Source organism: Streptomyces sp. NPDC020807, assembly GCF_040641575.1.
GTDB lineage: Bacteria > Actinomycetota > Actinomycetes > Streptomycetales > Streptomycetaceae > Streptomyces.
On record NZ_JBFADU010000008.1, the window covers coordinates 195818 to 221546 of the forward strand.

The window sequence follows — 25729 nt, forward strand, 5'->3', positions numbered from 1 at the left end:
GCGAGAACGCCCGCGCCCCCTCGGTGCGCGGGGCTCCGGTACGGGGGGCGCGGGCGAACCACTCGAATCGGTGAACGCCCAGGGCGTTACTTCTCGACCTCGTCCGCCAGCTTGGCGAGGACGGCGTCGTGGATCCGGGCCAGCCCCTTGGGCGCGAAGGTCCGCTCGAAGAAGCCGCCGATGCCTCCGGCGCCGTTCCAGACGGTGGAGACGACGGCGCGGGACCTGCCCTCGCCGGCGGGGGTCACGGTCCAGGTGGTGACCATGGACGAGTTGCGGTCCTTCTCCACGAGCTGCCCGTCGGTGGGCTCGGTGACGTCGAGGAGGCAGTCGCGGATCCGCTTGCTGGTGGCCTGGAGCTTCCAGTGGACGAGGGTGCCCTCGCCGTCGCCGCCCTCGCGGACCTCGTACTCGCTGTACTGCTCGGGGAGCACCTTCCCGCGCGTACCGCTGTAGTCCGCCAGGGCGTCGAACACCGTCTCCGCGTCCGCGGCGATGATCCGTTCCGTGGTGGCTTCGACCTGCGCCATTGACTTCCTCCAGCTCGTGGTTCCTCAGGGGTGTGGCCCAAGCGAACCACGCGGGCTCCGGCGCGCGAAATCCGGGCCTCCCCGGCAAAGGGAACAGATGCGCCGCCCAGGGCACCTGACACGCCGTCCGATCCCCTCCGTTCGGGTCAAGTCTGGGCGAATCAGGTCCTCGCGGGCCCCGCGCGGGACACAAAGGCCCTATGACCCCACGCGCAGGAATGCTGATCGCCGCTGGAGCGCTGGTCGCCGGGACGGTCACCGTCCTGCCCGCCGCCTCCGCGGGCGCCGGTGAGCCGGCCCCCCGACCGCTGCTCCCCCGACTCTCCTGGACCGGCTGTGCCACCACGGCCTATCCGAAGCTCCAGTGCGCCACCCTGAAGGTGCCGCTCAACCACGACGACCCGGCCGGGCGGAGCATCACCCTGGCCCTCACCCGGGTCCCGCACACGGCGAGGACGTTCCAGGGCCCGCTGCTCGTGAACCCCGGCGGGCCGGGCGGCAGCGGGCGCGGGATGGCCGGGTACGTGGCCGCCTCGCTGCCGCCGAAGGTGGCCGCCGAGTACGACGTCATCGGCTTCGACCCGCGTGGTGTCGGCAAGAGCGAGCCGGCGCTCGACTGCCGGCCCGGCCACTTCGCGCCGGTGCGCCCCGACTCCGTCCCGCGCGGGGCCGACGCGGAGAAGGCGGCGCTCGAACGCGCCCAGTCCTTCGCCGAGGCCTGCGGCCGGAAGTACGCGGACGTCCTGCCGTACATCGACACCGTGAGCACCGCGCGGGACATGGACGCCATCCGCGCGGCGCTCGGCGCGCCGCGGGTCAACTACCTCGGCTACTCGTACGGCACCTACCTCGGCGCCGTCTACGCCCGGCTCTACCCGGAGCGGGTGCGGCGCATGGCGCTCGACTCCGTCGTCAACCCGCACGGGGTCTGGTACGAGGACAACATCGCGCAGGACTACGCCTTCGACACCCGCCACAAGGACTTCATGGCCTGGGTGGCGCGGAAGGACTCCACGTACAAGCTGGGCACGGACCCGGCGGCGGTCGAGGCGGCCTGGTACCGGATGCGGGACGCGCTGCGCGACAGCCCGGCCGGCGGGAAGGTCGGGCCGGGCGAGCTGGAGGACACGTTCCTCCCCGGCGGGTACTACAACGGGTACTGGCCGCGCCTCGCGAGCGCCTTCTCCGCGTACGTGAACGACGGCGACGGCGAGCCGCTGAAGGAGGCGTACGAGCGGTACGGCGAGGCCGACGCGTCCGCCGACAACGGGTACTCCGTCTACACGAGCGTGCAGTGCAGGGACGCGGCCTGGCCGCGCGACTGGAGCGTGTGGCGGAAGGACAACTGGGACGTGCACGCCAAGGCGCCGTTCTCGACCTGGAACAACGCCTGGTACAACGCGCCCTGCGCCTTCTGGCCCGTCTCCTCGCTGACCCCGCCGGACGTCTCCAACGACCGGGTGGCGCCGGTCCTCATCCTCCAGGCCACCGAGGACGCGGCGACGCCGTACGAGGGCGGGGTCGCCCTGCACCGGCTGATGAGCGGCTCCAGCCTGGTCGTCGAGCAGGGCGGCGGCAACCACGGCGTGACGCTCGGCGGCAACGACTGCCTGGACGGGCACCTCGCGGCCTACCTCGCCACCGGCGCGGTGCCGCGCGGCGAGGCCGGGGCCGAGGTGGACGCGGTCTGCGAGGCGCTCCCGGAGCCGGAGCCGGACCCGGTGGTCCCGGAGCCGAAGAAGGAGGCAGGGGCGAAGGCGGCCGGGACGCAGACGCCCGGGACGGAGAAGCCGGCCGGGACGCAGGCGCCCGGGACGGAGAAGGCCGACGCGGCGGCTCCCGCGAGCTCCTCGGCCGGGAACCGGGTCGGCGCGCTGCGCGCCGAGCCGATCGGCACGACCCTGCACGGGCTCCTCGGCCACGTGCGCTGACACCCCCTCGCGCACCCGCGACGCCCGCGTCCTCCCAGGTCGCGGGCGTTGTCAGTGGTGTGCGCGAGGATGTGGGGCATGACCAGCCACCTGACCCACGTGACCGCTCCCGAGGGCATCGCGCCCAGCCCCCAGTACAGCCACGTCGTCTGGGGGACCGGGCGCTTCGTCGCGATATCCGGGCAGTGCGCGCTCGACGCCTCGGGCGCGGTCGTCGGCGGGGGCGACGCGGTGACCCAGGCCCGGCAGGTCTTCGCCAACCTGGAGCGCTGCCTCGCCGCCGCGGGCGCGGGCTTCGGGGACGTCGTGAAGCTCACGTACTTCGTGACGGACGTGGCCCACCTCCCGGCGGTGCGGGACGCCCGGGACGCGTACTTCGCGGGCGTGCCGCTGCCGGCGAGCTCGGCGGTGCAGGTCTCGGCGCTCGTCCGGCCGGAGCTGCTGATCGAGATCGAGGCGTTCGCGCTGGTTCCCGAGCCGGTCGCGGACGGGTCCGCGCCCGATCTTCGTTTGATACGTTGACGCCCATGTTCCTCTTCCGCGCGTAGGAGTCGCCCGGTCGGCGCGCCGCCGACCCACGGGACCCTTCTGCCCTTTTCGAGGAACATCCGAGGTACTTCGCCATGTCCGCGACCTCCCCTGCCCCCGCACCCGTGCGCCCGCCCGCGCCCGCCCCGTCCTACGCGGCGGTCCTGAGACACCCGCACGTCCTCCGCGTCTTCGGTTCGGCGCTCGTCGGGCGGCTCTCCAACGGGATCGCCCCCCTCTCCCTGCTCCTCTCCGTCAAGGCGGGCACCGGCTCGTACGCCGCGGTCGGCACGGTCATGGCCGTGTGGGGCCTGGCCACCGTGCTGCTCTCGCCCGCGCGGGCGGCGCTCGTCGACCGCTTCGGGCCGCGCCGGGCCCTGACCCCGCTCGCCGTCGGGTACGGGGTGCTGTTCGCCGCGCTTGCGGTGACGGCGGCCCGGGGCCCGGCCTCCGTGTCCGTGCTCGCCGCCCTCGCCGCCGCCGGAGGCGCGGTGACCCCTCCCCTCGGGCCGGTGACGCGGGCCCGGTTGAGCCGGCTGGTCACGGACCGGGACCTGCTGCGGCGCGCGTACAGCCTGGACACGGTGGCGGAGGAGTTCCTCTTCGTCTCCGGGCCCCTGCTGGTGGGGCTCCTCGTCGGCTTCGCGCCGCCGGCGACCGGCCTCGCGGTCTGTGCCGGACTCGTCGTGGCGGGCACGTTCGCCCTCGTCTCGGCGCCGGGGATGCGGGACGCGGAGGGCGCCAGGGGTGCGGGGACCGCGGAAACCGCGGAAGCCGCCGAGGCGGGGGCGGAGGCCGGGGCCGCGGCCCGGGCGCGAACCGGGGTCGTCCGGGCCGTCGCCGTCGCGGCCGCCCTGGGCGTCTGCCTCGGCGGCTTCGACCTCCTCCTGATCGCCTTCGCCGAGGAGCACCGGCGGCCCGAGATCGTGCCGTGGGCGATGTCGGCCCTCTCGGCGGGCAGCGCGGTGGGCGGTCTGGTGCTCGGCGCCGTGGACGTCCGGGTCCCCACCGCCCTACGGCTCTCGCTGCTGACGCTCGGGCTCGGCGCGGTGCTCGCGACGGCGGGCCTCTCCCCGCATCCGTACGTCCTGGTCGGCTGGGTCGCGCTCGGCGGCCTCTGTCTGGCGCCCGCGCTGACGAGCGCCTATCTGCTCGCCGACGAGTCGGCGGCGCCCGGCCGCCGCACGCGGGCCGGTGCCTGGGTCAACACCGCGTTCAACGCGGGCACGACGGCGGCGACGGCCGGGGCGGGGCTGCTCGTCGGGCGGCTGCCGCTCGCCGCCTGCTTCGCGCTCGCCGCGCTCCCGGCCGTCGGCGCGGCGCTCGTGACGCTGCTGCCGAGGGCCTCAGCCGGCGGAGCCGATCCGCGCGAGTGACTCCCCTGCCGCGCGGCCGAGTCGGGGGTGCGGCAGCGCCGCTTCGAGCATGGGGCGGGCGCGCGGGTCCCCGAGGGTCCCGAGCCCCTCGACGCACGCGAGCCCGACCCGCCAGTGCGGGTCGTCGGCGGGAAGTCGCCGCTCCAGCACGGTGATCAGGGCCGGTACGGACTCCGGGGCACGGAGCGAGGCGAGGAGCCGGACCGGCAGGAGGGCGTAGGCGACGCGGAGTTCGTTGGTGGCGAGCGCGGCGGCGGCACGCGCGGTGCGCGGGTCGCCGAGCCGGACGAGGGCGTGGGCGGCGGAGACGCAGCGTTCGGGGTCGCGGTGGTTGAGGAGGAGGACGAGCGCCTCGAACGCCCGCCGGTCGCCCGCGAGTCCGAGCTTGAAGGCGGCGATCTCGTGGGCCCAGAGCGGGCGGCCGGGGGCGGCGAGGACGCGGTGGAGTTCCTCCGCGTCCGTGGTGTCGGCGAGTTCCCGGAATAGGGCGGGGAGTTCCCCGCCGGCATTCTCGCCCTCTTCCCGCAATCGATCGATCATCGAGCAGAATTCGGGATCCTCGGCGAAGTCACCGGTGAAGTCCTCGGCGTATTCCATGAATCCGAGCCTATCCGCGATCCAGATCACATTTTCCCGACTCTCCAAGGCTGGCGCGCTCGTTACCGGCCGGTTAGTCTCAGGTGAGCGGGTCACCCCCCGCTTCGCACGACGGCCTGGTGACGCAGCCGTCCGTGCCTGCTCGTCGGTTCTGCGGTTTCGACGTGACTCCGGGACAGAGTCCGTCGCCTTCTCCCTCTCCTCATTTCCGCGCCCTTTTCCGCGCGCGCCTCGCACTGCGCTTCGCACTGCGCTTCGCACTGCCCTCAGTCGTCACTCTTCCTCCCAGGAGTCCCCTGATGGACACCCCTCTCTCCACCATCGCCGTCGTCGGCCTCGGCACCATGGGCACCGGCATCGCCGACGTGCTCGTCCGGGCCGGCCGCGAGGTCATCGGCATCGACATCGACGACGCCGCCGCCGCCCGGTCCGTCGCCGCCCTCGAGGCCTCCACCGCCCGCGCGGTGTCCCGCGAGCGGATCACCGAGGAGGAGCGGCAGGACGTCCTGGCCCGCTTCCGCACCTACTCCGACCTCCAGGCGGCCTCCGAGGCCGACCTGGTGATCGAGGTCGTGCCGGAGTCGTACGAGGCCAAGCAGGAGGTGTTCCGCGCGCTGGACGGCATCGTCCGCGCCGACGCGATCCTGGCCACCGGCACCAACGCGCTCTCCGTCACCCGCCTCGCCGCCGACTCGGCGCACCCCGAGCGCGTCCTCGGCCTCCACTTCTTCACGCCCGTGCAGGCGATGAAGCTGGTCGAGGTCGTCTCCTCGGTGCTGACCGACCCGCGCGCGGTGGACGCCGTCACCCGTCTGGCGGAGGATCTCGGCAAGGAGCCGGTGGCGGTCGGGGACCGGGCCGGTTTCATCGCGGACGGGCTGCTCTTCGGCTACCTGAACCAGGCCGCGGCGATGTACGAGGCGAAGTACGCGTCCCGCGAGGACATCGACGCGGCGATGAAGCTGGGCTGCGGCCTGCCGATGGGCCCCCTGGCGCTGCTCGACCTGATCGGCATCGACACGGCCCGTACCGTCCTCGACGCCATGTACGCCGACTCCCACGACCGGCTGCACGCCCCCGCGCCGATCCTCAAGCAGCTCAGCGAGGCCGGTCTGACCGGCCGCAAGACAGGCCGCGGCTTCTACACGTACGCGGCTCCGGGCTCGGCCGAGGTGGTGCGGGACGCCCTCACCCCGCTCACCTCGGCCGACGACGCGGCGGGCCGCGAGGTCCGCTCGGTCGGCGTCGCCGGTTCCGGCACCATGGCCTCCGGCATCGCCGAGGTCTTCGCCAAGGCCGGGTACGAGGTGGTCCTCGCCGCCCGCTCCCAGGAGAAGGCGGACACGGCCAAGGCGCGGATCGCGAAGTCGCTGGCCCGTTCCGTCGACAAGGGCCGGATGACGGCCGAGGCGCGCGACACGACGCTGGCCCTGATCACCCCGGCGGGCTCGCTCGACGCCTTCGCGGGGGTCGACCTGGCGGTCGAGGCGGTCGCCGAGGACCTGGCGGTCAAGCAGGAGCTGTTCGCGCGGCTCGACAAGATCTGCAAGCCGGGCGCGGTGCTCGCCACCACGACCTCCTCGCTGCCGGTCGTGGCCTGCGCCCGCGCCACCACGCGCCCGCAGGACGTCATCGGGATGCACTTCTTCAACCCGGCCCCGGCGATGAAGCTCGTCGAGATCGTCCGTACGGTCCTGACCGCCGACGACGTCCACGCCACCGTCCGTGAGGTCACGGCGAAGATCCGCAAGCACCCGGTGGACTGCGGCGACCGCGCCGGCTTCATCGTGAACGCGCTGCTCTTCCCGTACCTCAACAACGCGATCAAGATGGTCCAGGACCACTACGCGACCCTGGACGACATCGACGCCGCGATGAAGCTGGGCGGCGGTTACCCGATGGGCCCGTTCGAGCTGCTCGACGTGGTCGGCCTGGACGTCTCGCTCGCGATCGAGCAGGTGCTGCACCGCGAGTTCCGCGACCCGGGCCTGGCCCCCGCCCCGCTCCTGGAGCACCTCGTGGCGGCCGGCTGCCTGGGCCGCAAGACGGGACGCGGCTTCCGCGAATATGCCCGCCGCTGATCCGCGCACGACGGGCTGGGGCGGCCTCCTGAGCTCCCCGGGCGCCTCCGGTGCCCCGGGGGGCTCCCCCGGGGGCTCCCCGCCCCCACCTGGGCACACCGCCACTCCGATGCAGTACGTTCGGACCATGCCCAAGGCCGTGAAGACACCCCGTGCCACCTCCCCGTCGGACGCTCCCGAGAGCGCCGCCGGGACCCGCGCCGCCGCGCAGCGGCTCAAGATGCGCCGGGAGCTCGCGGCGGCCGCGATGGAGCTCTTCGCCACCAAGGGGTACGAGGCGACGACCGTCGACGAGATCGCGGCCACGGCCGGGGTCGCGCGGCGCACCTTCTTCCGCCACTTCCGCTCCAAGGAAGAGGCGATCTTCCCGGACCACGACGACACCCTCGTCAGGGCCGAGGCGGTGCTCAACGCGGCCCCGCCGCACGAGCACCCGCTCGACACGGTGTGCCGGGGCATCAAGGAAGTCATGAAGATGTACGCGGGGTCGCCCGCGGTCTCCGTGGAGCGCTACCGGCTCACGCGCGAGGTCCCGACGCTGCGCGAGCGCGAGATCGCCTCCGTGGCCCGCTACGAGCGGCTCTTCACCCGCTACCTCCTCGGCCACTTCGACGAGCTCGACCACCACGACGGCAACGACGACCCGCTGCTCGCCGAGGTGGCGGCCTCGGCGGTCGTCACGGCGCACAACCACGTCCTGCGGCGGTGGCTGCGGGCGGGCGGGCAGGGCGACGTGGAGACGCAGCTCGACCACGCCTTCGCGATCGTCCGGGAGACCTTCGGGACGGGCATAGGCGCGGGGCGTCCGGCCCCCGCCGCGGAGTCGGGACAGGCAGCGCCGGCGCCCGTCGCCCAGGCCTCGGCGACCGGCGACGTGGTGGTCGCCGTGGCCCGTACCGACGCCCCCCTCGACGAGGTCATGCGCACGATCCAGGAGGCGCTCCAGAAGCGCTGACACCCCCTTCGCACGAGGGCCGCCCCCGGTTTCCGGGGGCGGCCTTCGTCGTATCGTCCCAGTTCAGGGCGGATTTCGATCGATCATCGCTCATCCGAGACGCCCCGATGACAACTGAGAGAAATTGTTGGCACTCGGTGCCTTGTCACGTGACACGGCGTGCCATACGTTGATGTTGTCCGGGCGGCCGGAGAGGCGGGAAACCCCGCTCGCCGGCTGTCCCCGCGGGCCTTGGTCCCGTGCGCCCGGACGCCTGCGTCACAGGCACCCTCGCGCCCACCCGCGCGGCCAACCGCACCACCCCGCGCCGAACCGACGGCACACCTCCACAGCAGCAGCACTCCCCGACGTAACCCCTCAGGCGTCCCTCCCTCAGGACGCTCACCGCCGGAGGCAACCCGTGAAGGAAATCCTGGACGCGATCCAGTCCCCGGACTCCACGTCCGCCGACTTCGCGAACATCAAGCTCCCCGAGTCGTACCGTGCCGTCACCGTCCACAAGGACGAGGCGGAGATGTTCGCCGGGCTCGCCAGCCGCGACAAGGACCCGCGCAAGTCGCTCCACCTCGACGACGTCGCGCTCCCCGAACTCGGCCCGGGCGAAGCCCTGGTGGCCGTCATGGCCAGCTCGGTCAACTACAACTCGGTCTGGACCTCGATCTTCGAGCCGGTCTCGACCTTCGGCTTCCTGGAGCGCTACGGCCGCCTCTCCGAGCTGACCAAGCGCCACGACCTGCCGTACCACGTCATCGGCTCCGACCTCGCGGGCGTCGTGCTCCGCACCGGCCCGGGCGTCAACTCCTGGAAGCCCGGCGACGAGGTCGTCGCGCACTGCCTCTCGGTCGAGCTGGAGTCCTCCGACGGCCACAACGACACGATGCTCGACCCCGAGCAGCGCATCTGGGGCTTCGAGACGAACTTCGGCGGTCTCGCCGAGATCGCCCTCGTCAAGTCCAACCAGCTGATGCCGAAGCCCGGCCACCTCAGCTGGGAGGAGGCCGCCTCCCCCGGTCTCGTCAACTCCACCGCGTACCGCCAGCTGGTCTCCCGCAACGGCGCCGGCATGAAGCAGGGCGACAACGTCCTCATCTGGGGCGCGAGCGGCGGACTCGGCTCGTACGCCACGCAGTTCGCCCTCGCCGGCGGCGCCAACCCGATCTGTGTCGTCTCCTCCCCCGAGAAGGCCGACATCTGCCGCTCGATGGGCGCGGACGCGGTCATCGACCGCAACGCCGAGGGCTACAAGTTCTGGAAGGACGAGAACACCCAGGACCCGCGCGAGTGGAAGCGGTTCGGCTCCAAGATCCGCGAGCTGACCGGCGGCGAGGACATCGACATCGTCTTCGAGCACCCGGGCCGCGAGACCTTCGGCGCCTCGGTGTACGTCACGCGCAAGGGCGGCACCATCACCACCTGCGCCTCGACCTCGGGCTACATGCACCAGTACGACAACCGCTACCTGTGGATGTCGCTGAAGCGGATCATCGGCTCGCACTTCGCGAACTACCGCGAGGCGTGGGAGGCCAACCGCCTGATCGCCAAGGGCAAGATCCACCCGACGCTCTCCAAGGTCTACTCCCTGGAGGAGACCGGCCAGGCCGCGTACGACGTCCACCGCAACCTGCACCAGGGCAAGGTCGGCGTGCTCGCGCTCGCCCCGCGCGAGGGTCTCGGCGTCACCAACCCCGAGCTGCGCGAGAAGCACATCGACGCCATCAACCGTTTCCGCAACGTCTGAGCCCGGGACCACAGATGACTGAGCGCAAGAAGGACCGTCCGTGGCTCATGCGGACCTACGCCGGTCACTCGACCGCCGAGGCGTCCAACGAGCTGTACCGGCGCAACCTCGCCAAGGGTCAGACCGGCCTCTCGGTCGCGTTCGACCTGCCGACGCAGACGGGCTACGACCCCGACCACGTCCTCGCCCGCGGCGAGGTCGGCCGGGTCGGCGTCCCCGTGTCGCACCTCGGTGACATGCGCCGGCTGTTCCAGGACATCCCCCTGGAGCAGATGAACACCTCGATGACGATCAACGCCACCGCCATGTGGCTCCTTGCGCTCTACCAGGTGGCCGCCGAGGAGCAGGGTGCGGACATCACCAAGCTCCAGGGCACCACGCAGAACGACATCGTGAAGGAGTACCTGTCGCGCGGGACGCACGTCTTCCCGCCCGGCCCCTCGCTCCGCCTCACGACGGACATGATCTGCTACACGGTCAACAACATCCCGAAGTGGAACCCGATCAACATCTGCAGCTACCACCTGCAGGAGGCCGGGGCCACGCCGGTCCAGGAGATCGCGTACGCCATGTCCACCGCGATCGCGGTCCTCGACTCCGTCCGCGACTCGGGCCAGATCCCCGCGGACCGGTTCGGCGACGTCGTCGCCCGCATCTCCTTCTTCGTGAACGCGGGCGTCCGCTTCGTCGAGGAGATGTGCAAGATGCGCGCCTTCGGCCGCATCTGGGACAAGGTCACCCGTGAGCGGTACGGGATCGAGGACGCGAAGCAGCGCCGGTTCCGCTACGGCGTGCAGGTCAACTCGCTGGGCCTCACCGAGGCCCAGCCGGAGAACAACGTCCAGCGGATCGTCCTGGAGATGCTGGCCGTCACCCTCTCCAAGGACGCCCGCGCCCGGGCCGTCCAGCTCCCCGCCTGGAACGAGGCGCTGGGCCTGCCGCGCCCCTGGGACCAGCAGTGGTCGCTCCGCATCCAGCAGGTCCTGGCCCACGAGTCGGACCTCCTGGAGTACGAGGACATCTTCGCGGGCTCGCACGTCATCGAGGCCAAGGTCGACTCGCTCGTCGAGGAGTGCCTGGCCGAGATCGAGCGGATCCAGGAGATGGGCGGCGCGATGGCCGCCGTCGAGTCCGGCTACCTCAAGTCGCAGCTGGTCTCCTCGCACGCCGAGCGGCGGGCCCGCATCGAGGCCGGCGAGGACAAGATCGTCGGCGTCAACATCTTCCAGGCGACCGAGGAGAACCCGCTCACCGCCGACCTCGACACCGCGATCATGACGGTCGACCCGGCCGTCGAGGCCCGCGTGGTCGGCGCCGTCGGCCGCTGGCGCGCCGAGCGGCAGGAGTCCACGGACCGGCAGGGCGGCGGCGACCCGTTCGTCTTCCCGACCACCCAGCAGGCCATCGAGCGCCTGAAGGAGGTCGCGCGGACCGACGAGAACCTCATGGACGCGACGCTGGAGTGCGTCCGCGCCGGTGTCACCACCGGTGAGTGGGCCGGGGCGCTCCGCGAGGTGTTCGGCGAGTTCCGCGCCCCCACCGGCGTCTCCTCCGCCCCGGTCGCCGTGGCCGCCGAGGAGGGCTCCCCGCTCTCCGAGGTGCGCCGCAAGGTGTCCCGTACGGCCGAGGACCTCGGCATCGGGAAGCTCCGCTTCCTCGTCGGCAAGCCGGGCCTCGACGGGCACTCCAACGGCGCCGAGCAGATCGCCGTCCGGGCCCGCGACGCCGGGTTCGAGGTGGTCTACCAGGGCATCCGGCTCACCCCGGAGCAGATCGTGGACGCCTCCCTGGAGGAGGACGTGCACGCCGTCGGCCTGTCGATCCTCTCCGGCTCGCACTCCCAGCTCGTCCCCGACGTGCTCGACCGCCTCCGCGAGGCGGGGGCCGCGGACATCCCCGTCATCGTCGGTGGGATCATCCCCAACGCCGACGCGGCGGAACTGAAGCGGGCGGGTGTCGCCGCCGTCTTCACCCCGAAGGACTTCGGCATCACGGAGATCATCGGCCGTATCGTCGACGAGATCCGCAAAGCCAACAAGCTCAGCCCCCTTGAATGTACGGAGGTCCCCGCATGACCAGCCCCGCGACCAGCCCCGTGAACCGTCTGCGCCCGCGCCGGTCCTGCCTCGCGGTCCCCGGCTCCAACCCGCGCTTCCTGGAGAAGGCCCAGGGCCTCGCCGCGGACCAGGTCTTCCTCGACCTGGAGGACGCCTGCGCCCCGCTGGCCAAGCCGGAGGCCCGGCACACCATCGTGAAGTTCCTGAACGAGGGCGACTGGACCGGCAAGACCCGCGTGGTCCGCGTCAACGACTGGACGACCCACTGGACGTACCGCGACGTCGTGACCGTCGTCGAGGGCGCCGGCCAGAACCTCGACTGCATCATGCTGCCGAAGGTCCAGAACGCCGAGCAGATCGTGGCGCTCGACCTGCTGCTCACGCAGATCGAGAAGACGATGGGCTTCGAGGTCGGCAAGATCGGCATCGAGGCGCAGATCGAGAACGCGCAGGGCCTCAACAACGTCAAAGCGATCGCGCAGGCCTCCCAGCGCGTCGAGACGATCATCTTCGGCCCGGCCGACTTCATGGCCTCGATCAACATGAAGTCGCTGGTCGTGGGCGAGCAGCCGCCCGGCTACCCGGCGGACGCGTACCACCACATCCTGATGAGCATCCTGATGGCGGCCCGCGCCAACAACCTCCAGGCGATCGACGGCCCCTACCTCCAGATCCGCAACCAGGAGGGCTACCGGGCGGTCGCCCAGCGCGCCGCCGCCCTGGGCTTCGACGGCAAGTGGGTGCTCCACCCGGACCAGGTCGCCGCCGCGAACGAGATCTTCTCGCCCTCGCAGGAGGACTACGACCACGCCGAGCTGATCCTCGACGCGTACGACTACTACACGTCCGAGGCCGGCGGGAAGAAGGGCTCCGCGATGCTCGGCGACGAGATGATCGACGAGGCCTCCCGCAAGATGGCCCTGGTCATCTCCGGCAAGGGCCGCGCCGCCGGCATGCAGCGCACCAGCAAGTTCGAGATCCCGGAGGCGTAGCACCATGCAGTTCGGCCGCACCTATGAGGAGTTCGAGGTCGGTGCCGTCTACAAGCACTGGCCCGGGAAGACGGTCACCGAGTACGACGACCACCTCTTCTGTCTGCTCACCATGAACCACCATCCGCTGCACATGGATGTGAATTACGCCGAGAACACGACGGACTTCAAGAAGAACGTCGTCGTCGGCAACTACGTCTACTCGCTGCTGCTCGGCATGTCCGTCCCGGACGTCTCCGGCAAGGCCATCGCCAACCTGGAGATCGAGTCGCTGCGGCACGTGGCGCCGACCTTCCACGGCGACACCATCTACGGCGAGACGACCGTCCTCGACAAGACGCCGTCCAGGTCGAAGACCGACCGCGGCATCGTCCACGTCGAGACCAAGGGCTACAAGCAGGACGGCACCCTGGTGTGCGTCTTCCGCCGCAAGGTGATGGTCCCGACCGCCGAGTACATCGAGGCACGCGGCGGCGAGCAGGCCGGCCGCCCGGAGCTCAAGGAACAGGGGAAGTAACGATGGCGCGACTCGCCCGGACCCACGGTCTGACCGATGTCCAGCAGGAGATCCTCGCCACTGTGCGGGACTTCGTCGACAAGGAGATCATCCCGGTCGCGACGGAGCTGGAACACCGCGACGAGTACCCCCAGGAGATCGTCGACGGGCTCAAGGAGCTCGGTGTCTTCGGTCTGATGATCCCCGAGGAGTACGGGGGCCTGGGTGAGTCGCTGCTCACCTACGCGCTGTGCGTGGAGGAGATCGCGCGCGGCTGGATGTCGGTCTCCGGCATCATCAACACCCACTTCATCGTCGCGTACATGCTCAAGCAGCACGGCACCCAGGAGCAGAAGGAGTACTTCCTTCCGCGCATGGCGGCCGGCGAGACGCGCGGCGCGTTCTCGATGTCGGAGCCGGGCCTCGGCTCGGACGTGTCCGCCATCACCTCGAAGGCGGTGAAGGACGGCGACGAGTACGTCCTCAACGGCCAGAAGATGTGGCTGACCAACGGCGGCACGTCAACCCTGGTCGCCGTTCTCGTCCGAAGTGACGAAGGCCACCCGGAGGGCACCGCCCCCCACAAGTCGATGACGACCTTCCTCGTCGAGAAGGAGCCCGGTTTCGGAGAGGTCCGCCCCGGCCTCACCATTCCCGGCAAGATCGACAAGATGGGTTACAAGGGCGTCGACACGACCGAACTCATCATGGACGGACTGCGCATTCCGGCCAATCGGGTCCTCGGCGGCACGACGGGCCGCGGGTTTTACCAAATGATGGACGGCGTGGAAGTCGGCCGCGTGAACGTGGCGGCGCGTGGTTGCGGTGTCGCTCAGCGTGCTTTCGAACTCGGTGTCTCGTATGCCCAGCAACGTCACACTTTCGGCAAGGCCATCGCCGAACACCAGGCGATTCAGTTCAAGCTTGCCGAGATGGCTACCAAGGTCGAGGCCGCTCATGCCATGATGGTGAACGCAGCACGCAAAAAGGACTCCGGGGAACGAAACGACCTGGAAGCAGGGATGGCGAAGTACCTCGCCTCCGAATACTGCAAGGAGGTCGTGGAGGATGCCTTCCGCATTCACGGTGGATACGGCTTCTCCAAGGAGTACGAGATCGAGCGTCTCTACCGCGAGGCGCCGATGCTGCTCATCGGTGAAGGTACCGCCGAGATCCAGAAAATGATCATTGGTCGTCGGCTCCTGGAGGAGTACCGATTCCAGGGCTGATTGTCGGTTTTGAGTCGGTTCGGCCGCGAAGAAGATCACACCCCGTGTTCGTCTTCCGGCCGTCGACTCGGTTCCTGGCTTGCCCAGTTGCGCCCCGCAACCGATAGCATCGCCGGAAAGCCGCCGTCCCCCCGTTGCCAGTGCGGCATCATCCGCTACGAAGGTCATTCATGCCCGACAGTCGAACCTCTGCACATCGCGACAGCTTCAAGGGCGTACGCATCGCACGCGGAGCGTCGCCGTGGCTTCTGCCGACCGTGGCCACCGCGGCGCTCAGCCTCGCGCGCTCCCGCGGCTCGAAGCGCGCCGCGGCGATCGCCGTGCCGACCACCGCTCTCGCGGCCGGCATGCTGTGGTTCTTCCGCGACCCCGAGCGCGAGATCGCTCAGGGCCGGGTCATCTCCCCCGCCGACGGCGTGGTGCAGAGCATCATGCCGTGGAAGGACGGGCGCACCCGGGTCGCCATCTTCATGAGCCCCCTGAACGTCCACGTCAACCGCGCGCCGCTGGCCGGCACGGTGACCTCCGTGGAGCACGTCCCGGGCGGGTTCGTGCCGGCGTTCAACAAGGAGAGCGAGAACAACGAGCGCGTTGTCTGGCACTTCGACACCGAGCTCGGCGACATCGAGATGGTGCAGATCGCGGGTGCCGTGGCGCGACGCATCGTGCCGTACATCCCGCAGGGGACGAAGGTCGAGCAGGGTGATCGGATCGGCCTGATCCGCTTCGGCTCGCGCGTCGACATCTACCTCCCGGAGGGTGTCGAGGTCGCCGTCGAGGTCGGGCAGGCCACGACCGCGGGGGTGACTCGCATTGACCGTGATTGATCCCGACACACGGGCTGCCGACTGGGCCGCCGACGCCGACGCGGAGGCGGCCGAAGAGGCCGAGGAGATGCCGCTGTCGTTGAGGCTGTCCATAGCGGACGCCCTCACGCTCGGTAACGCCACGTGTGGCTTCATGGCGGTCTACTTCACGACGACCGGCATCCTGATCCCGCACCTCACCGGCAGCAGCGAGACCGGCATGGCGCGCAACAGCGCCGCCACCGCCGTCATCCTGATGCTGGCCGCGGCGATCTTCGACCTCTTCGACGGCATCGTGGCGCGCAAGCTCCGCAGCTCGCCGATGGGCGCCGAGCTCGACAACCTGTCGGACCTCATCAGCTTCGGTCTCGCCCCGGCCTACTTCGTGCTCGTGTACGGCATGGTCGCGGACGACGCGCAGCAGAAGGTCTCGGCGGTCGCCGCGATCGTGGTGCTGCTCGCCGTGGTCCTGAGGCTCGCGAGATTCTCGTGCGTGACGATGAAGGACGGCATGTTCCAGGGCATGCCGAGCCCCTTCGGAGCGCTGACGGTCGTCTCGATCGTGCTCCTGGAGCTGCCGTTCATCCCGACGCTCCTCGCGATCATCGGTGTCGCGTGGCTGATGGTGAGCCGGGTCGAGTACCCGAAGCCGCGGGGCGTCCTCGCGGTGGCGATGCTCAGCTGGATCGTCGGAGCGATGGCCATGCTGGCGGCCTGGGCGTTCGACGCCCCCGGCGGGGCGTTCCTGCTCCAGACCGGGTGCGCGCTCCAGGTGGTGCTGGGCGCCGTGATCCCCCTCTTCGCGACGGCCCGCCGAGTCAACACCTTCCGCGGCAACCGGCGTGAGAGCCGGGAGGCGCGGGCGGCGCAGCTGCCGTAAGCAGTCGTACGAAAGGGCCCCGGAGGCGAAAGCCTTCCGGGGCCCTTTCGCGTGCGGGGCCCTTTCGCGTGCCCGGGGCGGGGCTACAGCCGCTTGTAGTACAGCGTCGTGGGGCGGAGCGTCCCCACCGGGTCGGCCGCGAAGTCCGGGATCGTGCCGGCGGGCGTCCAGCCCGCCGCCCGGTAGAGGCGCTCGGCCGGGCTGTCGGTCTGGGTGTCCAGGACGAGCAGCGTCAGACCGGTGGCGGCGGCGTGGGCCTCGGCGGTGGCCAGGAGGGTGCGGCCGAGGCCGCGGCCGCGCGCGGAGCGGTGGACGAGCAGCCGGGCGATCTCGCCCCGGTGGCGGCCGTTGGCCGTGCCCGTGCGGACGAGGGTGACGACGCCGGACGGGACGCCGTCCGGGCCGGGGGCCGCCCACACGTCCCGTACGCCCGCCGCGACGTCCTCGGCGACGCCCGACCACCACGCGGCCGCGTCGGAGCGCTCCAGGGGCGCCAGGAAGCCCACGGAGGCCCCGCCGTCGACGGCGTCGACGAGGAGTTCGGCGAGGGCGCCGGGGGCGTGCGCCCGGACGTCCTCCGGGGACAGCCGGACGACGGGGGCGTCGAGGGGCTTGCGGAGGCAGAGCAGGTCCGGGCGCTCGTCCCAGGAGTCGACGGGCTCGAAGCCGAGGCTCCGGTAGAGCGCGAGCGGCTCCTCGCGCCAGGCCCAGACGGTGAGCCGCGCGGCGGGGGCGCCGGTCAGTGCGGCGCGGCGCAGGGCCTCGGCCATGAGGGCCCCGGCGAGGCCCTTGCGGCGGGCCTCGGGCTCGACCCAGAGGCGCTTGATCTCGGGCGCGAGCCCGTCCTCGGCCGCCTTGAGGACGACGCACCCCGTGGGGCGGTCCTCCCCGGGCGCGGTGACGAGGAGGACGGTGTCGGCGGCGAAGGCGGCGGCCGGGTCCTCGGCCTCGGCGCGGTATACGGCGGGCAGCTCGGAGACGGTGCCCACGGGCTGCCCCTTCTCGGCCTGGTTGGCGAGGTGGAAGGCGCCGAGCAGGGCGGCGAGGCCGGGGTGGGAGCGGTTCTCCTCGATGCGGGGTGCGTTCATGGGAGCCGAGCCTCGCACCGGGATGTTTCCGCGAGGTGAAGAGCCGCGATGCGGGGTCGCCGATGTGAAGATCACCCAGGCTCGCCGGCATGCGTGTACTCGTCGCGGGCGCCACGGGCGCCGTCGGTCGTCAGCTCGTCCCCCGTCTGGAAGCGGCCGGGCACGAGGTCGTGGGCATCTCGCGGCGCGGACCGCGCCCCGTCGACGTCCTCGACGCCGGGGCCGTGCGGCGGGCGGTGGCGGAGGCCGCGCCGGACGCCGTCGTGCACCAGCTGACCGACCTGGGCGGGGCGGACGGGGCCGCGAACAACCGGGTGCGGATCGAGGGCACCCGGAACCTCGTGGACGCGGCGCTGGCGGCCGGGGTGCGGCGGATCGTCGCGCAGTCGATCGCCTGGGCGTACGCCCCCGGGGAAGGACCCGCCGACGAGTCCGTGCCGCTCGACCCGACGGAGCAGGGGCCCCGGGCGCGGGTCGTCGCCGGGGTGCGGGCCCTGGAGGCGGCGGTGGCGGAGCTCCCGGAGGCGGTCGTGCTGCGGTACGGGATCCTCTACGGTCCCGGCACCTGGTACGCGCCCGGCGGCGCGGTGGCCGCCTGGCTGGGCGGGACCGCGGGACCGGCCTTCCTGGGGAGCACGGTGGCGGACGGGTCGGTGAGCTCCTTCGTGCACGTCGCCGACGCCGCCGAGGCGGCCGTACAGGCGCTCGACTGGCCCCCGGGGGCGTACAACGTGGTCGACGACGAGCCCGCCACCGGGTACGAGTGGCTGCCGGCCCTGACCGAAGCGCTCGGGGCCCCCGCCCCGGACCGGATGGCGGGCCGGGCGTCGTGGGCCCGGGGCGCGTCGAACGGGCGCGCCCGGGCCCTGGGCTGGGTCCCGGCCCGCCCGTCGTGGCGGACCGGGTTCGTCGATCAGGGCGCGTAGGAGGCCGCCGCCTCGGCGACGAAGGGCTGCCGGACCGCGCGCATGCCGCCGGGGACGGACTTGTCCGGCTGGATGATGACGGACTCCCGGGAGGAGGGCGCCTTCGGGTCGCTCAGGTCGTGCGTCATGCCGAAGCCCGCGTCGTACGCCGTGAGGGTCAGGAGCGCCCTGTCGACGCCCTCGCGGGTGAGGTCCTTGTCCGCGCAGGCCTTCTTCAGGGCCTCGCCGAAGACGCCGGCCGCCGTCCAGCCGGCGACGATGCCGTTGTCGAGGCTGTCGCCGGGGTAGGCCGCCCGGTAGTCGGCGACGAGCTTCTTCGCCGTCGCCGTGTCGGCGCCGATCGGCAGGCTCGGCGAGGCGAACCAGTACATCTTCTCCAGGGCGGGACCGGCCTGCGTGCCGAGGAGCTGCGGCGCGAACGCCGAGTTGTTGCCGACGACCGGGACCTTCAGGCCGGTGGCCGCGGCGACGCCGACGAGCGAGGCGGCCTGGCGGGGGCCCGCGCTGATGACGACGGCCTTGACCCCGGCCTGCTTGAGCGCCGCGACCTGCGCCGACATGTCGTTGTCGGTCGGCTTGATCTTCTGCTCGACGACGGTCAGTCCCGCCTTCGCCGCCGCGTGCTTCGAGCCCTTCAGCGCGTTCTCGCCGTAGTCGCCCTCGAAGTAGACGTGGCCGAGCTTGTCGCCGGACTTCAGGCCCTTCTCCTTGAGCAGGAAGTCGACGGCGTTGATCGTCTCGACGTCGTACGTGGCCCCGAGGACGCGGATGTACGGGGAGCCGAGCAGCGAGGCCGACCAGGCCTGGGGCAGGACGAGGCCCTTGTCCTTGCCGTCGACGCGGGGCTTCACGGCGGCGACGAACGGGGAGCCGATGAACTGGGCGTAGCCGACGACCTTCGGCTCCAGCTCGGTGTACGCGGCGAGCGCCTTCTGCGGGTCGTAGCCGTGGTCGCGGACCGTGAGCTCCAGCTGCCGGCCGCAGATGCCCCCGGCGGCGTTGACCTGCTTGACGTACAGCTGCTGGGCCTGGGTGACGCTCTTGCCGAGGGTCGCGTACACGCCGGTCATGTCGGTGAGGGCGCCCAGCGCGATCGTCTTGTCGGTGACGCCGACACCGGTCTTCACCCCGCCCGCGCCGGTCTGCTCGCCGTCACCGGTCTTGGCCTTGGAGCTGCATCCGGCGGCGGTGAGGGCGACCAGCGCGGCGAGCGCGGCGGTCAGGCCCCGCACGGCCTGTCGTCGGTGGTTCATCGTGCCTCCCCTGAGGGTTCGGTGGAGATCGTCTTACGGGTACGGGTACGGGTTCGCGCACGGGCCGCGAGGCGGGTCAGGCCGCCGGGCAGGAAGAGGACCACGGCGACGACGGCGGCCCCGTACAGGTAGCGGGAGGCCTCCCCCGGCGTGATCCCGCCCGTGCCCGGGGCGGACACCAGGGGCAGCGCGTCGCTGTAGCGGGTGAGGAGCTGCGGCAGGAGCGAGACGAACACGCCGCCGGCGACCGCCCCGGCGACCGAGCCGAGACCGCCGATGACGATCATGGCCAGGTACTCGAGGGACAGCGCCATGCCGAAGTACTCGGGCACCGTGCGCTGGAAGACGAGGGCGAGCAGGACGCCGGCGAGACCCGCGTACATGGAGGAGAGGACGAAGACGGCGGCGCGGTAGCGGGCCACCGGGATGCCCATGACGCCGGCGGCGATCCGGTGGTCCCTGATCGCGTTCATGGCGCGCCCCGGTCGGCCCCGGAGCACTCCGCGGGCGAAGAGGACTCCGGCGACGAGGAGGGCGAGGCCGAGGTACCAGAGCTTCTCGACCGCCCCGAACGGCACCTGCGCGACGAGGAGTTCGGCGTCGTCGAAGGTGAGACCGAAGAGGGACAGGGGCGGTACGGCACGGCCGTTGTAACCGCCGGTCAGGTCATGGGCGTTGAAGAGGACGTGCTGGCCGATGAAGATCAGCGCGAGGGTGGCGATCCCGAGGTACGCGCCGCGCAGCCGCCCGGCGATGGGGCTGAACACCCCACCGGTCAGGCCCGCGAGGGCCACCGCGAGGACGGCGGCGAGCCAGCCGGGCAGGCCGAGACCGGCCAGGCCGTCCGCGCCGTCACCGGCGAAGAGGCAGTAGCCGTAAGCGCCGACGGCGAGGAAGAAGGCGTGCCCCATGGAGAGTTGGCCCGTCGCGCCGGTCAGCAGGTTGATGCCGATCGCCCCGATGGCGGCCGCCATCGCGAACAGGCCCGCCTGGAGCCAGAACCGGTCCAGGTAGAACGGGAGGGCGAGCAGGACGAGGGCCGCCGCCGTCCCGCCGTACAGCGCGGGGGTGCGGACCACCGCCGTGAGTCCTCCGCGGGCGAGTGCCTCAGACACGGGCGAGCTCCTTCGTGCCGAAGAGTCCGGCCGGGCGGAGCAGCAGCACCGCGACCATGACGAGATAGGGGGCGAGGTCGCCGATGCCCCGGCCGAGGAAGGCCAGGTCGCTCTGGTAGCCGGTGGCGAGGGACTCGGTGACGCCGACGAGGAGTCCGCCGACGAGGGCGCCCGTGGTCGAGTCGAGGCCCCCGAGGATCGCGGCCGGGAAGGCCTTCAGTGCGGCGAGCGAGGTGGCCCGCTCCAGGCCCGGCGTCGGGAAGACCGTGAGGAAGAGCGCGGCGACGGCGGCGAGCGCGCCCGCGACCGCCCACGCGCCGAGGGAGACCCGGCCGAGCCGGATGCCCATGAGGGCGGCGGTCTCCTGGCTCTCGGCGGCGGCCCGCATGGCGACGCCCCAGGACGTGTACCGGAAGGCGAGCAGGAACGCGGTGATGAGCAGGGCCGCGACGAGGAGCGCGGCCACCCGGGTCTGGGCGACGGTGACGGGGCCGACGGTGAGGACCGCGTCGCCCCACGGGTCGCCGAGGGCGAGGATGTCGGTGCCGATCCGGCGGGTCAGCTCGGTCGCGAGCAGGATGTCCACGCCGATCGTGACGATCGCGAGGACGCTGTGGTCGCCGCCCCGGTGACGGCGCATCACGAGGAACTCCACGGCCGCGCCGACCACCGCCGCGCCCGCGATCCCGGCGAGCAGCGCGGGCCAGAAGCCGATGTCGTCGTGGAGGACGGCGGTGACGTAGCCGCCCGCCAGGAGGAGTGAGGCGTGGGCGAAGTTGACGACCTCGGTGGCCCGGAAGATGACGACGAAGCCGAGGGCGATGAGGGCGTAGATCGAGCCCAGCGAGACGCCGTTGATCAGGAACTCGGCGAAGGTGCTCACGCGGGGGTCTCCTCTCCCAGGTAGGCGCGGACGACCGCGGGGTCGTTCTGGACGGCTTCGGGGGCGCCGTCGGCGATGCGCCGGCCGAAGTCGAGGACGGTGACGGAGTCGGCGAGCCGCATCACCAGGCCCATGTCGTGCTCGACGAGGAGGACCGAGATGCCGAGGCCGTCGCGGACGCCCGCGATCACGGAGGCGGTACGGCGCCGCTCCTCGGCCGTCATGCCCGCGACGGGCTCGTCGAGGAGCAGGAGCCTCGGCTCCGTGCAGAGGGCGCGGGCGAGCTCGGCGAGCTTCTGCTGCCCGTACGGGAGGGAGCCCGCGGGGCGCGCGAGCTGGTCCTCCAGGCCGACGAAGGCGGCGATCTCCCGGACCCTGGCCCGGTGGCGGGCCTCCTCGCGCGCGGCGGACGGCAGCCGGAGGCCGGCGGCGAGGAAACCGGTCCGGGTGAGGCGGTGGCGGCCGAGCATCAGGCTGTCCTCGACGGTCGCGCGGGGCGGGAGGGCCAGGTTCTGGAAGATCCGGCCGACGCCGAGGTCCGCGATCCGGTGCGGCGGCAGGGCGGTCAGCTCGTGCGGGCCGAGGCGGACGGAGCCGGAGGTGGCGCGGTAGACGCCGGAGAGCACGTTGAAGCAGGTCGACTTGCCGGCGCCGTTGGGGCCGATGAGGGCGTGGACGGTGCCGGGGCGGACGGTGAAGCCGACGCCGTCGAGGGCGGTGAGCCCGGCGAAGCGCACGGTGAGGTCCTCGACGACCAGCGGGGCGGGGGTCTCCTCGGTCACGGAGGTCTCCTCGGTCATCGGGTCTCCTCGGTCACGGGGTCGCCTCCCAGCGGGACAGGACGGGGGGCGCGGTGCGGGCGTCGGCCGCGTCGGCGGCGGCGTCCTCGTCGACCACGCCCAGATAGCGGCGGCGGACCTCGTCGGAGGCGGCCAGATCGGCGGCCGGGCCCGAGAGGGTGACCTCGCCGACCTCGAGGACGTACGCGTGGGAGGCCAGGCGCAGCGCGAGCGCCGCGTTCTGCTCGACGAGGAGCACCGCCGTGCCCTGGGCGTTGATCTCGCGGACGGCGTCCGCGATGCGGGCCGCCATCAGCGGGGCGAGCCCGAGGGACGGCTCGTCGAGGAGGAGCAGCCCCGGCGCGGCCATCAGGGCCCGGCCGACGGCCAGCATCTGCTGCTCGCCGCCGGAGAGCAGCCCGGCGGGCTGGCGGGCGCGGTCGGCGAGGACCGGGAAGAGCTCGTGGACCCGGCGGAGCGCGGCGGACCTCGCGGCGCGCCCGCCCCGGCGGTCGCCGAGGGCGCCCGCGCGCAGGTTGTCCTCGACGGTCATCCGGGCGAAGACCTGGCGGCCCTCCGGCACCTGGGAGACGCCGGCCGCGACGACCCGGTCCGGCGTCAGCCCGTCGAGCGGGCGGCCGTCGCGGCGCACCGTGCCGGAGACCACGGACCCGCCGTGGAAGCGGAGCGTGCGCGAGACGGCCCGCAGCAGGGTCGACTTGCCGGCGCCGTTGCCGCCGAGGACGGTGACGACGGCGCCCGCCGGTACGGTCAGCGACACCCGGCGCAGCGCGCGCACCGGTCCGTATCCCGCCGTGAGGTCGTCGACCTCCAAGGCGGGCGCGGTTCCTCCCATGGACCACCCTCCCGTTCTTCGGTGGCGCTCACCCCAGCACCGGGCCCGACCGCCCGTCCACGGCTCCCGGCCGAATCGCTGCCGGTGACCAGTGGCGGCGGGGGTGGGCTGTGCATGCGCACAACGCTGCGGTTCAGGGGCTGTTCCGGGGGCTCCGGGCGGTGGATGCTCCGGTCATGGGACGGCGCAGAAGGCGGACCGGAGACGACTGGAAGGTGCTCGCCGAGGCGTGCACGGCACTCCTGGAGCGGGTGCCGGAGCTGGTGGACGAGCACCTGCGGGAGCTGCACGCGTACGAGCCCGCCTACGGGCGGATCCTGCCGTACGACCAGCACTGGCAGGAGGCCCACGAGGCGATGCGGATCGGGGTCGAGATGATCGCGGCGCCGCGGAGCTCGCCGCGGCGGGACCTGGAGTACGCGGAGGAGATGGGCGGGCGGCGGGCAGCGCAGGGCATGCCGCTCGAACTCGTCGTGCACGCGTACCGGCACGCCGGGCACCTCGTGTGGGACGCGCTGATCGAGGGCGCCGGGGAGGACGCGGCGCAGCTGGCCGCGCTGATGCAGTCGGCGACGACGGTGTGGTCGGCGGTGGACGCGCAGGCGGACACGGCGTCGGAGGCGTACCGGGCGGCGGAGGCGGAGCTGCGGCGCCGTACCGACGAGCAGCTCCAGGCGCTCCTGGACGCGCTCCTGCACGGGGAGGGCTCCCCCGAGCTCGTGTCCCGCGCGGCGGCGGGGCTCGACCTGCCCGAGCAGGGGCGGTACGCGGTGGTGGTGCTGCGCTACGACCGCCGGGAGGAACGGGAACCGTTCCACCGGCAGGTGCAGGGCGACGGCGTGCGGTTCCTGTGGCGGATGGGCACGGACTGCGAGATCGGGGTGGTGGCGCTGGCCGACGCGACCGGTCTCGACGCGCTCTCCGAACTCCTCGACGGCCGCTGTCCCGGCCCCGGCGGGATCAGCCCCGTCGTCGTCGGCCTGACCGAGCTCGGCCGGGCGCGGCGGCTCGCCGAACTGGCGCTGCGGACCTGTCCGCCGGGCAGCCGGCGGATCGTGCGGCTCGACCGGCGGATGGCGGGCGCGCTCGTCGTCGGCCAGCCGGAGATGGCGAGCCTGCTGGTCTCGGACGTCCTCGGGGGGCTGCTCGAACTGGACCCGGCGGACCGGGCGGTCCTGCTGGAGACGCTGGACGCGTGGCTCGACTGCGAGGGCTCCGCCGGGCGGGCGGCGAGCCGTCTGTACTGCCACCGGAACACGGTCTTCAACCGCCTCCGCCGCCTGGAACAGCTCACGTCCCGGTCGCTGTCCCGCCCGCGGGACCTCACGGAGATGACCCTGGCCCTGGACGCGTTCCGCCTGACGGCGGGGTAGGGGCGGCGGGGCAGGGGCGGGCGGGGTCGGGCGCCCGCCCCCGCCCGGTCGCGCCTCGCCGGGGCTACGTCAGGTGGTCGTGGGCGATGGCCGTCGCGATCCGCTCCAGGAGCGGGCCCGCGTTCGGGATGGACTTGGCCGGGTCCGGTTCCAGGGACGAGAGGGGGTACGCCCGGGAGATGCCGGCGCCCGTCAGGGCCTCCGGCGGGAGTGCCAGGCGGCCGCAGACCGCGACGACCGGCTTGCCCGCCGCGCGGGCCGCCGCCGCGACGCCCGCCGGGGCCTTGCCGTGGAGGGTCTGCTCGTCGAGGGAGCCCTCGCCGGTGATGACGAGGGTGGCGCGCTCCAGGGCGGGGGCGAAGCCGAGGACCTCGAGCATCAGCTCGATGCCGGGGCGGAAGCTCGCGCCGAGGATGAGCGCGCCGTAGCCGATGCCGCCGGCGCCGCCCGCGCCGGGCGCGACCGCCGCTTCGGCCGCCTTGGGGCCGATGGCCTTCTCCAGGACGGTGGCGAAGTGGGCGAGCGCCGCGTCGAGGGTGCGGACGTCGTCCGGGGTGGCGCCCTTCTGGGGGCCGTAGACGGCCGGCGCGCCCTTGGGGCCGGTCAGGGGGTTGTCGACGTCGCTGGCCAGGATCAGGTCGACGGAGGAGAAGCGGGGGTCGAGGGCGGTGAGGTCGGCCGTCGCGAGGTCGGCCAGGGCCGCGCCGCCGGGGCCCACCGGCTCGCCCGCCGCGTCCAGGAGGCGCGCGCCGAGCGCCGCGAGCATGCCCGCGCCGCCGTCCGTGGTCGCGCTGCCGCCGACGCCGAAGACGATGGTGGTGGCGCCCGCGTCGAGGGCCGCGCGGAGGAGTTCGCCGGAGCCGTACGTGGTGGCGGTGAGGGGGGCGAACACGCCGGCGGGGAGCAGCTGGAGGCCGGAGGCCTCGGCCATCTCCACGACCGCCGTCGTGTCGCGCAGCGCGTACGCCGCGGTGACGGGCTCGCCGAGCGGCCCCGTGACCCGTACCTCGCGCCGCTCGAATCCGGCCGCGACCGCCGCCGCGACCGTGCCGTCGCCGCCGTCGGCGACCGGGAGCGTCTCGACGGCGAGGTCGGGGACGACCTGCCGGAGACCAGCGGTGACCCGCTCCGCGACCTGCACGGCCGTGAGCGAGCCCTTGAACTTGTCGGCCGCCACGAGCACGTGAGCGACCTGAGTTGCTGCCCCGTCCGTCACCTTGCATCCCTTGCTTTCGAACGTGCAGTCGCGCCAGCGCCGAC

23 protein-coding genes and 1 pseudogene are annotated in these 25729 nt (G+C 72.5%); 14 read left to right on the plus strand and 10 right to left on the minus strand.

From position 1 onward, the window contains the following. Positions 1-86: 86 nt before the first annotated feature. Positions 87-530, minus strand: coding sequence for an SRPBCC family protein (locus tag AB0G79_RS15795; protein WP_360806412.1), 444 nt, complete (start codon positions 528-530; stop codon positions 87-89). A gap of 200 nt (positions 531-730) precedes the next feature. On the opposite strand from AB0G79_RS15795, the gene AB0G79_RS15800 reads away from it, so the two are divergent. From AB0G79_RS15800 to AB0G79_RS15810, 3 genes are all read left to right on the plus strand, one after another. After that, on the plus strand, positions 731-2461 hold the full coding sequence (locus tag AB0G79_RS15800; RefSeq protein WP_360806415.1) for an alpha/beta fold hydrolase: 1731 nt from the start codon (positions 731-733) through the stop codon (positions 2459-2461). A gap of 78 nt (positions 2462-2539) precedes the next feature. Next, positions 2540-2983, plus strand: a complete 444-nt coding sequence (locus AB0G79_RS15805; RefSeq protein ID WP_360806418.1) for a RidA family protein — start codon at positions 2540-2542, stop codon at positions 2981-2983. Between the two features lie 101 nt (positions 2984-3084). Next, complete coding sequence (locus AB0G79_RS15810; RefSeq protein WP_360806421.1) at positions 3085-4365, plus strand: MFS transporter; 1281 nt, start codon at positions 3085-3087, stop codon at positions 4363-4365. Here the strand turns inward: AB0G79_RS15810 and AB0G79_RS15815 are convergent. Next, positions 4336-4962, minus strand: coding sequence for a HEAT repeat domain-containing protein (locus AB0G79_RS15815; RefSeq protein WP_360806424.1), 627 nt, complete (start codon positions 4960-4962; stop codon positions 4336-4338). The genes AB0G79_RS15810 and AB0G79_RS15815 overlap by 30 nt on opposite strands. A 299-nt stretch (positions 4963-5261) precedes the next feature. Between AB0G79_RS15815 and AB0G79_RS15820 the strand changes: the two genes are divergently transcribed. The 9 genes from AB0G79_RS15820 to pssA all read left to right on the plus strand — a co-directional run bounded on the left by AB0G79_RS15820 (position 5262) and on the right by pssA (position 16196). Next, entirely contained in the window at positions 5262-7043 is a 1782-nt protein-coding gene (locus tag AB0G79_RS15820) for a 3-hydroxybutyryl-CoA dehydrogenase (protein ID WP_360806427.1), read from the plus strand. A 127-nt stretch (positions 7044-7170) separates the two neighbouring features. Continuing rightward, a complete protein-coding gene (locus AB0G79_RS15825; protein ID WP_360806430.1) occupies positions 7171-7998 on the plus strand; it encodes a TetR family transcriptional regulator in 828 nt (275 codons plus the stop codon). 400 nt (positions 7999-8398) lie between these two features. Continuing rightward, positions 8399-9736, plus strand: coding sequence for a crotonyl-CoA carboxylase/reductase (gene ccrA, locus AB0G79_RS15830; protein WP_360806433.1), 1338 nt, complete (start codon positions 8399-8401; stop codon positions 9734-9736). A gap of 14 nt (positions 9737-9750) precedes the next feature. After that, entirely contained in the window at positions 9751-11811 is a 2061-nt protein-coding gene (locus AB0G79_RS15835; RefSeq protein WP_360806436.1) for a protein meaA, read from the plus strand. After that, positions 11808-12785: a CoA ester lyase gene (locus AB0G79_RS15840; protein WP_360806439.1), complete on the plus strand. Its 978-nt coding sequence runs from the start codon at positions 11808-11810 to the stop codon at positions 12783-12785. The genes AB0G79_RS15835 and AB0G79_RS15840 overlap by 4 nt, the downstream gene beginning before the upstream one ends. Before the next feature lie 4 nt (positions 12786-12789). Beyond that, complete coding sequence (locus AB0G79_RS15845) at positions 12790-13302, plus strand: MaoC family dehydratase (RefSeq protein WP_360806442.1); 513 nt, start codon at positions 12790-12792, stop codon at positions 13300-13302. 2 nt (positions 13303-13304) lie between these two features. Beyond that, on the plus strand, positions 13305-14510 hold the full coding sequence (locus AB0G79_RS15850) for an acyl-CoA dehydrogenase family protein (protein WP_360806445.1): 1206 nt from the start codon (positions 13305-13307) through the stop codon (positions 14508-14510). A gap of 170 nt (positions 14511-14680) precedes the next feature. Continuing rightward, complete coding sequence (locus AB0G79_RS15855; RefSeq protein ID WP_360806448.1) at positions 14681-15337, plus strand: phosphatidylserine decarboxylase; 657 nt, start codon at positions 14681-14683, stop codon at positions 15335-15337. Then, entirely contained in the window at positions 15330-16196 is an 867-nt protein-coding gene (gene pssA / locus AB0G79_RS15860) for a CDP-diacylglycerol--serine O-phosphatidyltransferase (protein WP_360806637.1), read from the plus strand. The genes AB0G79_RS15855 and pssA overlap by 8 nt, the downstream gene beginning before the upstream one ends. 83 nt (positions 16197-16279) lie before the next feature. Here the strand turns inward: pssA and AB0G79_RS15865 are convergent, their stop codons facing one another. Next, positions 16280-16783, minus strand: a complete 504-nt coding sequence (locus AB0G79_RS15865; RefSeq protein WP_360806640.1) for a GNAT family N-acetyltransferase — start codon at positions 16781-16783, stop codon at positions 16280-16282. Positions 16784-16855: 72 nt separating this feature from the next. Then, a pseudogene (locus AB0G79_RS15870) lies at positions 16856-17284 on the minus strand (GNAT family N-acetyltransferase); the annotation flags it as partial. 89 nt (positions 17285-17373) lie between these two features. Between AB0G79_RS15870 and AB0G79_RS15875 the strand changes: the two are divergent. Next, on the plus strand, positions 17374-18210 hold the full coding sequence (locus tag AB0G79_RS15875) for an NAD(P)-dependent oxidoreductase (protein WP_360806450.1): 837 nt from the start codon (positions 17374-17376) through the stop codon (positions 18208-18210). Here AB0G79_RS15875 and AB0G79_RS15880 read toward each other — a convergent pair. Genes AB0G79_RS15880 through AB0G79_RS15900 form a run of 5 tightly spaced genes read right to left on the minus strand, consistent with a single transcriptional unit; the run spans position 18198 to position 23096 of the window. Then, positions 18198-19463 (minus strand): ABC transporter substrate-binding protein, encoded by a 1266-nt coding sequence (locus tag AB0G79_RS15880; RefSeq protein ID WP_360806453.1) that lies wholly within the window; start codon positions 19461-19463, stop codon positions 18198-18200. The two genes, AB0G79_RS15875 and AB0G79_RS15880, sit on opposite strands and share 13 nt — an antisense overlap. Further along, positions 19460-20542: a branched-chain amino acid ABC transporter permease gene (locus tag AB0G79_RS15885; RefSeq protein WP_360806643.1), complete on the minus strand. Its 1083-nt coding sequence runs from the start codon at positions 20540-20542 to the stop codon at positions 19460-19462. Before AB0G79_RS15885 ends, AB0G79_RS15880 begins: the two co-directional genes overlap by 4 nt. Positions 20543-20570: 28 nt before the next feature. Continuing rightward, entirely contained in the window at positions 20571-21461 is an 891-nt protein-coding gene (locus AB0G79_RS15890; protein ID WP_360806456.1) for a branched-chain amino acid ABC transporter permease, read from the minus strand. Beyond that, positions 21458-22261, minus strand: coding sequence for an ABC transporter ATP-binding protein (locus AB0G79_RS15895; protein WP_360806459.1), 804 nt, complete (start codon positions 22259-22261; stop codon positions 21458-21460). Before AB0G79_RS15895 ends, AB0G79_RS15890 begins: the two co-directional genes overlap by 4 nt. Before the next feature lie 13 nt (positions 22262-22274). Beyond that, positions 22275-23096, minus strand: a complete 822-nt coding sequence (locus AB0G79_RS15900) for an ABC transporter ATP-binding protein (RefSeq protein WP_360806462.1) — start codon at positions 23094-23096, stop codon at positions 22275-22277. Between the two features lie 176 nt (positions 23097-23272). Between AB0G79_RS15900 and AB0G79_RS15905 the strand changes: the two genes are divergently transcribed. Further along, complete coding sequence (locus AB0G79_RS15905) at positions 23273-24469, plus strand: helix-turn-helix domain-containing protein (protein ID WP_360806465.1); 1197 nt, start codon at positions 23273-23275, stop codon at positions 24467-24469. Between the two features lie 64 nt (positions 24470-24533). Here the strand turns inward: AB0G79_RS15905 and AB0G79_RS15910 are convergent, their stop codons facing one another. After that, positions 24534-25685 (minus strand): glycerate kinase, encoded by a 1152-nt coding sequence (locus tag AB0G79_RS15910; protein WP_360806468.1) that lies wholly within the window; start codon positions 25683-25685, stop codon positions 24534-24536. Between the last annotated feature and the right edge of the window lie 44 nt (positions 25686-25729).

Coding starts and splice junctions, on each gene's coding strand:
- AB0G79_RS15840 (WP_360806439.1), top strand. CDS start 11,808: ATGACCAGCCCCGCGACCAGCCCCGTGAACCGTCTGCGCCCGCGCCGG.
- AB0G79_RS15875 (WP_360806450.1), top strand. CDS start 17,374: ATGCGTGTACTCGTCGCGGGCGCCACGGGCGCCGTCGGTCGTCAGCTC.
- AB0G79_RS15815 (WP_360806424.1), bottom strand. CDS start 4,962: ATGGAATACGCCGAGGACTTCACCGGTGACTTCGCCGAGGATCCCGAA.
- AB0G79_RS15845 (WP_360806442.1), top strand. CDS start 12,790: ATGCAGTTCGGCCGCACCTATGAGGAGTTCGAGGTCGGTGCCGTCTAC.
- AB0G79_RS15880 (WP_360806453.1), bottom strand. CDS start 19,463: ATGAACCACCGACGACAGGCCGTGCGGGGCCTGACCGCCGCGCTCGCC.
- AB0G79_RS15825 (WP_360806430.1), top strand. CDS start 7,171: ATGCCCAAGGCCGTGAAGACACCCCGTGCCACCTCCCCGTCGGACGCT.
- AB0G79_RS15810 (WP_360806421.1), top strand. CDS start 3,085: ATGTCCGCGACCTCCCCTGCCCCCGCACCCGTGCGCCCGCCCGCGCCC.
- AB0G79_RS15835 (WP_360806436.1), top strand. CDS start 9,751: ATGACTGAGCGCAAGAAGGACCGTCCGTGGCTCATGCGGACCTACGCC.
- AB0G79_RS15805 (WP_360806418.1), top strand. CDS start 2,540: ATGACCAGCCACCTGACCCACGTGACCGCTCCCGAGGGCATCGCGCCC.
- AB0G79_RS15905 (WP_360806465.1), top strand. CDS start 23,273: ATGGGACGGCGCAGAAGGCGGACCGGAGACGACTGGAAGGTGCTCGCC.
- AB0G79_RS15800 (WP_360806415.1), top strand. CDS start 731: ATGACCCCACGCGCAGGAATGCTGATCGCCGCTGGAGCGCTGGTCGCC.
- AB0G79_RS15850 (WP_360806445.1), top strand. CDS start 13,305: ATGGCGCGACTCGCCCGGACCCACGGTCTGACCGATGTCCAGCAGGAG.
- AB0G79_RS15895 (WP_360806459.1), bottom strand. CDS start 22,261: ATGACCGAGGAGACCTCCGTGACCGAGGAGACCCCCGCCCCGCTGGTC.
- AB0G79_RS15855 (WP_360806448.1), top strand. CDS start 14,681: ATGCCCGACAGTCGAACCTCTGCACATCGCGACAGCTTCAAGGGCGTA.
- AB0G79_RS15795 (WP_360806412.1), bottom strand. CDS start 530: ATGGCGCAGGTCGAAGCCACCACGGAACGGATCATCGCCGCGGACGCG.
- AB0G79_RS15820 (WP_360806427.1), top strand. CDS start 5,262: ATGGACACCCCTCTCTCCACCATCGCCGTCGTCGGCCTCGGCACCATG.
- AB0G79_RS15900 (WP_360806462.1), bottom strand. CDS start 23,096: ATGGGAGGAACCGCGCCCGCCTTGGAGGTCGACGACCTCACGGCGGGA.